Here is a 7358-nt window from a genome sequence, read left to right on the forward strand (position 1 = left end):
AATTGAGAGGCACAACCATGCTGAATTGGGACGACGAAACCAAACCAAAAACCCCGCCCGCTGCAGACAGCAGCGTGGCCCCGGTGAACGTAGACGACAAGCGCGTAATCAACGGCGAAACGGACGTAAACCAGTTGGCCCCCTTCAAGTACCCCTGGGCTTGGGAGTTCTTCATGAACGCCAACAAAAACCACTGGACGCCGCTAGACGTGAACATGTCGCAAGACGTTCACGACTACCACCACCGCCTGAACCCGGCAGAAAAGCACGTGTTCGAAAACGTGGTGGCCTACCTGACCACCTCCGACATACTGGCCATGCGCAACATCGGCCTGGCGGTGATGGAAAAAATGACCGCGCCGGAACTGCAAATCTACCAGGCGCGCCAGGTATACGAAGAAGCTCTGCACACCTGGACCTACCAGCACTGCATTGAAACCCTCAACCTGGACCAGAGCGAAATCTACAACCGCTACCGCGTTGTGCCGCAGATAAACGCCAAAATCCAGATGGCCAACCGCCGGCTAGACGCAGCCATGCGCTCCGACCTGAACCTGCGGAACAAAGACGACCTGCAAGAATTCATAATGTCGTACCTGTTCTTCGCCGCAGTGTTTGAAGGTTGCTGGTTCTACAACGGCTTCAGCCCCATCTTTGCGCTGCAACGCCGTGGCTTGATGCGCGGAACCGGCGAACAGTTCCAGTACATCCTGCGGGACGAAGCCATGCACTTCGCCTTCGGCCTGAAAGTGGTCAACCAGATACTGGAAGAAGAAAACATCAGCTTCGACCCCAAAGCCGTGCGTGAGATGTGGGACGAATCCGAAGCCGCCGAACGCGACTACGCCAACTACATCCTGCGGGACCCCATCCTTGGCTACTCCGCGGAATACCACACCGAGCAGTTCCGCTTTGTGGCCAACCGCAGAGCCCGTACCGTAGGGCTGGAAGAGCCCTTCCCGGGGGCGAAAAATGTATCGCCCTGGCTGGATGAGCAGGCCACCATGCGGAAGGAGAAGAACTTCTTTGAAACGCGGGTGATTGAATACCAGACAGGGGCTCAGTTGGAGTGGTGAGTGCTCACAAACGCTGAGCTGCATTCATCCCAACGGACTGCGAACCCCCGCAAAACCTTGCCCAAGAACATGGGTATAGATTTGGGTGGTTCGCAGGTCTGCGTGGCCGAGTAGATCTTGTACTGTGCGGATATCGTTGCCTCGCTTTAGGAGTTCCGTGGCGAAGGTGTGGCGGAAGGTATGACAACTGGCAGGTTTATGGATGCCAACAGCCTTTGCCGCACCGCGCACAGAGCGTTGTACGGATGAAATATGGCGATGGTGTCGGGATACATTGCCTAGATTGTCTGTACACAAAGTAGGTGAGGAAAAAAGCCATTGCCACGCTAACGAACGGCTTGCTCCGGGATACTTGCGAGCGAGCGCGAAGGGCATGCTGACCGGGTGCAGAAAGTCCTCACTGCGCTGCTGCCAAGCTTTTCGGATGCTCTCAACATGGTTCTGAAGCGGCTCAGTCAGCGTGGCAGGTAATAAGGTGGTTCTATCTTTGGCGCCTTTTCCGTCGCGCACGGTGATTACCTGCTGCTGAAAATCCAGATCCTTGATGCGTAGGCGACAGGCCTCGGTTACCCGCAAACCAGAGCCGTACATGAGGGATGCTATTAGTTTATTGGGTTCACTGAGATGGTTGATGATGCGCATCGCTTCATCGTGCGTGAGCACCACGGGCAACTTACGAGGCTTCTTTGCCCGGACTACATCTCCAATCTCGCCGAGTGGAGTACCTAATACCTTGTCGTACAAAAACACCAGAGAGTTCAGCGCCTGTGCCTGCGTGGCTGCAGTAACATTGCGATGCACTGCAAGCCAGGTCAAAAACTCGTTGACCTCTGGTGGGCCAATATCTCGTGGGTGTTTCATTTGGTGGAAACGAATGAAGTAGCGAATCCAGTACCAATAGGTTTTCTCGGTACGAATGCTGTAGTGATTGACGCGAATAACCGCGCGAACCTGGTCGCGTAAACGAGGCTGCTTTCCTTGCATTTTAGGCTCCCTGCCAAAGTGCTGTATATTTAGACAGTATTATTGGTGGCGCAGATCACAGAAGTCAAATGATTACGTAGTAGGCTTCTAAGAACTGAGCTAAGCTTTTGTTTTACGTGTTTTTGATTGATGAGCAGGAGTTCGAAAAATCCGTAATAACGAAGCGGTCAAATTTTCGCAATCACTGAGACATCGATCCAATTGCTGTTAGCAAGTAAGGAAATCACATGGACGAGTGGCAGTACCTTTGGGATCACTTCAAATTTAACGCGGAGCAGAGACTAAAAGGCTTCAACTTCTTTGTGCTTCTCTCGATATTCGCAGATGGTGGTGTTTTTACCGCTATCGACAGACAGTTCAATCCTGTCCTTCTCGTATTGCTTGGCTCTTTTATCATCATTCTAGCGCTGGTTTTCTGGCTAGTAGACTTGAGAAGTCAGCACCTATTACGCCTCACTATCCCGGGCCTCAAGGAACTAGAAAAAGAGTTCCCTGAACACAGCAGACTGTTCGCAAATGATTCGGGTCGCCACGGGAAAATTGTCCGATACAGCACTGCTTTTCGCGTGCTGATCTTCTGCCAATTTATCTTTGGCGCGGGTGTAGTAGTCTATGGTGCAATCCAATGGGCTTGCTAACCAATCGCTTAAGTACGTTCCCGGCCCGAGGGCCGTCCACCGGATGCCCTTGTCAGGGCACCGCTTAGCTTCGCGTTATATTTCAGGGAAGATTGCGTGTATCTATCCATAATAATCGGTGTCTTGGTATTACTGGGCCTTGGCGTTCTCGGGACATCTCTGCTTTTCTTTAGGCTAAATAAGTACTTGGGCTATTTTGTGGGCGCGCTTTCAAGCTTGTTAGGCCTCAGTCCCATAGTTAGTTTCGTGATTTATCAGGCTGGCTGGTTTAGCGAAGATGGTGGCCCGGGAGAGGCTCTGGGTGTAGCACTTGTAATGTTGTTTGCTGGGGCAATACTTTCCGGTAGTTTTGTCTTTTGGGGGTATGTGATCTATCGAGCCAACCGAAGCAAAATATAACCAGTTGTTGTAGTGCGTTCCGGGCCTAGCGGCCCTGCACCGGACGCCTACTACGCTGCGCTCCGTAGTCGCCGCTAAACAAAAGCGTTAGCAAGTAAGGAAATCACATGGACGAGTGGCAGTACCTTTGGGATCACTTCAAATTTAACGCGGAGCAGAGACTAAAAGGCTTCAACTTCTTTGTGCTTCTCTCGATATTCGCAGATGGTGGTGTTTTTACCGCTATCGACAGACAGTTCAATCCTGTCCTTCTCGTATTGCTTGGCTCTTTTATCATCATTCTAGCGCTGGTTTTCTGGCTAGTAGACTTGAGAAGTCAGCACCTATTACGCCTCACTATCCCGGGCCTCAAGGAACTAGAAAAAGAGTTCCCTGAACACAGCAGACTGTTCGCAAATGATTCGGGTCGCCACGGGAAAATTGTCCGATACAGCACTGCTTTTCGCGTGCTGATCTTCTGCCAATTTATCTTTGGCGCGGGTGTAGTAGTCTATGGTGCAATCCAATGGGCTTGCTAACCAATCGCTTAAGTACGTTCCCGGCCCGAGGGCCGTCCACCGGATGCCCTTGTCAGGGCACCGCTTAGCTTCGCGTTAGTCCAATATGGCTTCATATATGAGATTGATTGTTTACGCTTTCCTGATGCTTCTCGCGATAGTTTTTGATGCTGTTCAAATTATCAACTATTGGGGAACAAACTATATATTGCTCTTCTCGAGCATTTTTGTGCTTCTCATTACGCTTTTCTTAGCGTTGTTGCACTTGTTTAACGAGGAAGACTGGCAGCTTCGATGGGCGCTTTTTTACACGATCCCTGCGGGACTGCTTTTGGTTGGCAGTTTGTCTGGCCACTTTGGTTTTCAAAACCAGATATTGGTGACTGTCGGGCAAAAGCCAATGCCAAGCTTGATACCGGGAACTCCGTCCGACTATGAAGGAGCCGTCATCAGTCATTTTGTATCGATGACATTTCCCTTTTTGGCACGAGGACTATCTGCCGCCATTGAGCTTGCCCTGGAGATGATTGGGCTAACAAATCGTTGTAATGGACGGCTCTGACGAGCCGCCACTAAACTCAGCGTTATGCATACAGGAGTAAGATTTTGGTGAGTCGTAAATCTTTTCTTTTAGCACTTTTTATTATCGCCTTGCCCTCTCATTCATGGGCTGATGGAAATGAACTGCTTCAGCGGTGCGTTGAAACACAGCGTGCTTTAGATGGTGGACAATTAGGATCATCTTTTGATGCAGGGTTCTGTATGGGAACCGTAGCGGCAGTTCGTGACACCATGTCGATTATGAGTGTTGGTAATAAGGATTTAAAGATGTGCTTCCCAGAACAGATGTCTAACGGACAAGCGGTACGGGTAGTAGTTCAGTATTTGAAAAACAATCCCAAAATCCTACATAGAAGTGGGACTTTATTGGTTATGAGTGCATACGTTTCGGCATATTCGTGCGACTAATGCATAACAAACCGCAGCAGTACGCGGCCGATGGCCGCCGGACGCCCTTTACGTGGCTCCTTCGTCGCCACTCCAAGGTCGCCGCTGTGCTCAGCGTTAAATCTAAAGACTATGAACCAAGAAGATCGACGCAAATTTTATGAAAGGCTCTACTTCCACGAGTTGGAAGTACGCGACAAAGTCGAAAATCGGCTCAAGCTTCCGTTCTCGATTTTCGCTATCGTCTTTACTCTAGCGGTTTTCTTATTCAATGAGGTTTTGATCAAGAAAAGCGTCACAGTCGATGCCTTTTTCTGGACAGTTTACCTTGGGGCTCTTTTGGCGCTGGTATTGGCTGTCGGCTTTTTCATCGTTTCATGGTACGGCTACACATATAAAATGCTGCCTACAGCCTCAGATGTTGAAGCTTACTATGGGCAAATACTTGCGGACTATCAGAAGGTAAGCCCACACAAAGCGAGGGCCTGGGCCAAAGAAGCGTTCGACGATTATCTGATGGAAACGTTTAAAATCTATGCGACCCACAATACGAGCAATAATGACCGGAAAGCATTTTATCTGCACCGTTGCGTCACTGCGCTCATTATTTCCTTTATGCTCATCTGTGTTGCATTCTATCCCTATTACAACTCATTGACCGCAATCTGAGAGTTCAATTATGTCAACAAGCAGGCCTGCGCCGCCTCCACCGCCGCCGCCCAGAGATGTAAAAGGTGAGCCACCTAGGCCACCTAAACCTCGGTGATTTAACAATACACGGCACTCGGACGCCCTTGTCTACGCTTCGCTCCGTCAAGGGCGCCGGTGCGCTCAGCGTTATGTGTAAGGGAAGCCGAACATGGAAGATATAGGCGCAGGCCTACTTGGCTGGCTAATGAGATTAATGGGTTTAGCTGCAAGATCGATGGTTTGGCTAATTGTAGCGGCCTGGGAATATCTCATAGTGAACTTGGCTTGGTATTTTGGTTGGCCTATTTGTCGAGTTTTGAGCATTGGGAAGTTCCCTCGAACGGATATTGGCAATGGTGATAGCGCCTCACTCGTGGAGGCAGTTTTGGTTTGCGTGGCAGGTGTAGCGGTGCCGTTCACCGTTGCTGTGCTTCTCGCGCCGTGGGAGAACTTTGGTGCGTCGTGAAGCCCTCCCACATAACAAGTCGCTTAAGTCTGTTCCCGGCCTGTCGGCCGTCCACCGGACGCCCTTGTCAGGGCGCCGCTTAGCTTTGCGTTATGTGTATTTCATCCACAGGCCCAGGAGGGGATCCTGATGACTGACTATTCCGGCTCTTGCCTGTGCGGCACCGTGAGTTTTGAGGTAAAGGGAGACTTCGATAGCTTTTACCTGTGTCATTGTCAGCAGTGCCAAAAAGATACGGGTTCGGCTCATGCGGCAAATCTATTCTCACAGTCAGCTAAATTGGTTTGGCGGTCGGGTGCAGATACTGTGACGTCCTTTACGCTTCCAGGTACTCGTCATAACAAAAGTTTTTGTAAGTTGTGTGGCTCAGCATTGCCGAGCACTCAGACTGCAGGTTTGCTCGTTGTTCCCGCAGGGTGCTTGGACACTGAGATATCTATGGCGCCAACAGCGCACATCTTTTCGTCCAGCAAGCCGGACTGGGATGCGGAGTATGGGGAAGTGCCAGAGTTCGAGGGACTGCCAGATTGAGCTACCATCACATAACCAGTGGCTGTTGGCGGACGCACCTACGCTGCGCTCCGGTACGCCGCAAAGCCAAGCGTTATGCAGGATTATGAACTGGTCAATTGCTAAAAAGTTATCAGGTGGAGCTCTGACACTTATCGGTTTGGCGGTGGTGGCAGATATCATGATCGCAGTATTCATCGGGCATGGTCCAATGGCGGCTGAATCTGCTGGTTGCTACGTTACCGATGCAATGGTCGTTGGCTTTCACTGCCAGGGGTTTTGGGTATCTGGCATTGTATCGGCATGGCTTAACCTACCAACGTGGGCGATCTATGGGCTAATTTTTGCGCCCTACAGCTTTAAAGCGGCATTGCTGGCTGTTTTAGTGTGGTTGCCAGTGGCAGTTTTTATCGTGGCGTCTCGCAAGGTGGCTCAGCATGCATAACAAGGCGCAGCAGTTCGCGGCCGATGGCCGCCGGACGCCCTTTACGTGGCTCCTTCGTCGCCACTCCAAGGTCGCCGCTGTGCTTCGGCGTTAGCATCTTAGGGAGAACATAGTCTGTGCGCCAGAGGTATAGATTAGGAGACATTGTCAAAATACAACTCGACCAGAGTAAGTTTACTTACGGTCAGCTTTTGAATGATGCTTCAATCGGAGTCCTTAATATTGTCTCTGTCTCCGAAGTTGAAATTGAAAAACTGGAAGGTCTAGACAAAGTCTTTTACTCTGGGGTTTTTGATACATCAATAGCAAACAAAGAGTGGCCTGTAGTGGGTAATATTCTATTCGAAAAAGAAGAAGACTCTTGGGCACCACCGGAATATATACAAGATATCATTAACCCCAATAAATACAGTATTTACTACAGAGGTGAAATGAGTCCAGCAACAAAAGAACAAGTAATTGGTCTCGAAAAGCAGGTAATGCGAAAACCGAGTGAGCTTATAGATGTGCTCAATAATCTATTCAAATAAAATGCTAACAAGTGGCTCAATCAGGATTGGCAACACTTGTCACCTTTTGTGCAAAAAGACGCACAAAAACCGCCAAGTATTACCAACCTATTAGCCAGGCGTTGAGGCTGTAGAAAAACCCCAAAACAGGTCGTTTTTGGTAGCATTGAGCAAACAGACAAGGAGTCGTCGGAAT

11 protein-coding genes are annotated in these 7358 nt (G+C 50.0%); 10 read left to right on the forward strand and 1 reads right to left on the reverse strand.

The features are described 5' to 3' along the window. Positions 1-17: 17 nt before the first annotated feature. Positions 18-1076: a ribonucleotide-diphosphate reductase subunit beta gene (locus Q0824_RS13575; protein ID WP_298451629.1), complete on the forward strand. Its 1059-nt coding sequence runs from the start codon at positions 18-20 to the stop codon at positions 1074-1076. 24 nt (positions 1077-1100) lie between these two features. Here the strand turns inward: Q0824_RS13575 and Q0824_RS13580 are convergent, their stop codons facing one another. Next, on the reverse strand, positions 1101-2060 hold the full coding sequence (locus Q0824_RS13580; protein ID WP_298451632.1) for an integron integrase: 960 nt from the start codon (positions 2058-2060) through the stop codon (positions 1101-1103). A gap of 227 nt (positions 2061-2287) precedes the next feature. On the opposite strand from Q0824_RS13580, the gene Q0824_RS13585 reads away from it, so the two are divergent. The 9 genes from Q0824_RS13585 to Q0824_RS13625 all read left to right on the forward strand — a co-directional run bounded on the left by Q0824_RS13585 (position 2288) and on the right by Q0824_RS13625 (position 7183). Then, positions 2288-2698, forward strand: a complete 411-nt coding sequence (locus Q0824_RS13585; protein ID WP_298451636.1) for a hypothetical protein — start codon at positions 2288-2290, stop codon at positions 2696-2698. Positions 2699-3204: 506 nt separating this feature from the next. After that, positions 3205-3615 (forward strand): hypothetical protein, encoded by a 411-nt coding sequence (locus Q0824_RS13590; protein ID WP_298451636.1) that lies wholly within the window; start codon positions 3205-3207, stop codon positions 3613-3615. 97 nt (positions 3616-3712) lie between these two features. Beyond that, complete coding sequence (locus Q0824_RS13595; RefSeq protein WP_298451639.1) at positions 3713-4156, forward strand: hypothetical protein; 444 nt, start codon at positions 3713-3715, stop codon at positions 4154-4156. Positions 4157-4203: 47 nt separating this feature from the next. Beyond that, complete coding sequence (locus Q0824_RS13600; protein WP_298451642.1) at positions 4204-4563, forward strand: Rap1a/Tai family immunity protein; 360 nt, start codon at positions 4204-4206, stop codon at positions 4561-4563. Between the two features lie 30 nt (positions 4564-4593). Beyond that, positions 4594-5211, forward strand: coding sequence for a hypothetical protein (locus tag Q0824_RS13605; protein WP_298451644.1), 618 nt, complete (start codon positions 4594-4596; stop codon positions 5209-5211). Positions 5212-5401: 190 nt separating this feature from the next. Next, positions 5402-5698 (forward strand): hypothetical protein, encoded by a 297-nt coding sequence (locus tag Q0824_RS13610; protein ID WP_298451646.1) that lies wholly within the window; start codon positions 5402-5404, stop codon positions 5696-5698. 129 nt (positions 5699-5827) lie between these two features. Beyond that, on the forward strand, positions 5828-6229 hold the full coding sequence (locus Q0824_RS13615) for a GFA family protein (RefSeq protein WP_298451648.1): 402 nt from the start codon (positions 5828-5830) through the stop codon (positions 6227-6229). 85 nt (positions 6230-6314) lie between these two features. Beyond that, the gene (locus Q0824_RS13620) at positions 6315-6653 is read left to right on the forward strand and encodes a hypothetical protein (RefSeq protein WP_298451651.1); all 339 of its coding nucleotides are present in this window, start codon (positions 6315-6317) and stop codon (positions 6651-6653) included. Between the two features lie 116 nt (positions 6654-6769). Beyond that, positions 6770-7183, forward strand: a complete 414-nt coding sequence (locus Q0824_RS13625; protein WP_298451654.1) for an Imm26 family immunity protein — start codon at positions 6770-6772, stop codon at positions 7181-7183. Positions 7184-7358 lie beyond the last annotated feature (175 nt).

The organism is uncultured Marinobacter sp. (genome assembly GCF_947488835.1).
Taxonomy (GTDB): domain Bacteria; phylum Pseudomonadota; class Gammaproteobacteria; order Pseudomonadales; family Oleiphilaceae; genus Marinobacter.

Bases quoted from the DNA above. Each gene is read 5' to 3' on its own strand.
- Q0824_RS13605 (WP_298451644.1), top strand. From the start codon at position 4,594: ATGGCCGCCGGACGCCCTTTACGTGGCTCCTTCGTCGCCACTCCAAGG.
- Q0824_RS13620 (WP_298451651.1), top strand. From the start codon at position 6,315: ATGAACTGGTCAATTGCTAAAAAGTTATCAGGTGGAGCTCTGACACTT.
- Q0824_RS13615 (WP_298451648.1), top strand. From the start codon at position 5,828: ATGACTGACTATTCCGGCTCTTGCCTGTGCGGCACCGTGAGTTTTGAG.
- Q0824_RS13595 (WP_298451639.1), top strand. From the start codon at position 3,713: ATGAGATTGATTGTTTACGCTTTCCTGATGCTTCTCGCGATAGTTTTT.
- Q0824_RS13610 (WP_298451646.1), top strand. From the start codon at position 5,402: ATGGAAGATATAGGCGCAGGCCTACTTGGCTGGCTAATGAGATTAATG.
- Q0824_RS13590 (WP_298451636.1), top strand. From the start codon at position 3,205: ATGGACGAGTGGCAGTACCTTTGGGATCACTTCAAATTTAACGCGGAG.
- Q0824_RS13585 (WP_298451636.1), top strand. From the start codon at position 2,288: ATGGACGAGTGGCAGTACCTTTGGGATCACTTCAAATTTAACGCGGAG.
- Q0824_RS13580 (WP_298451632.1), bottom strand. From the start codon at position 2,060: ATGCAAGGAAAGCAGCCTCGTTTACGCGACCAGGTTCGCGCGGTTATT.
- Q0824_RS13575 (WP_298451629.1), top strand. From the start codon at position 18: ATGCTGAATTGGGACGACGAAACCAAACCAAAAACCCCGCCCGCTGCA.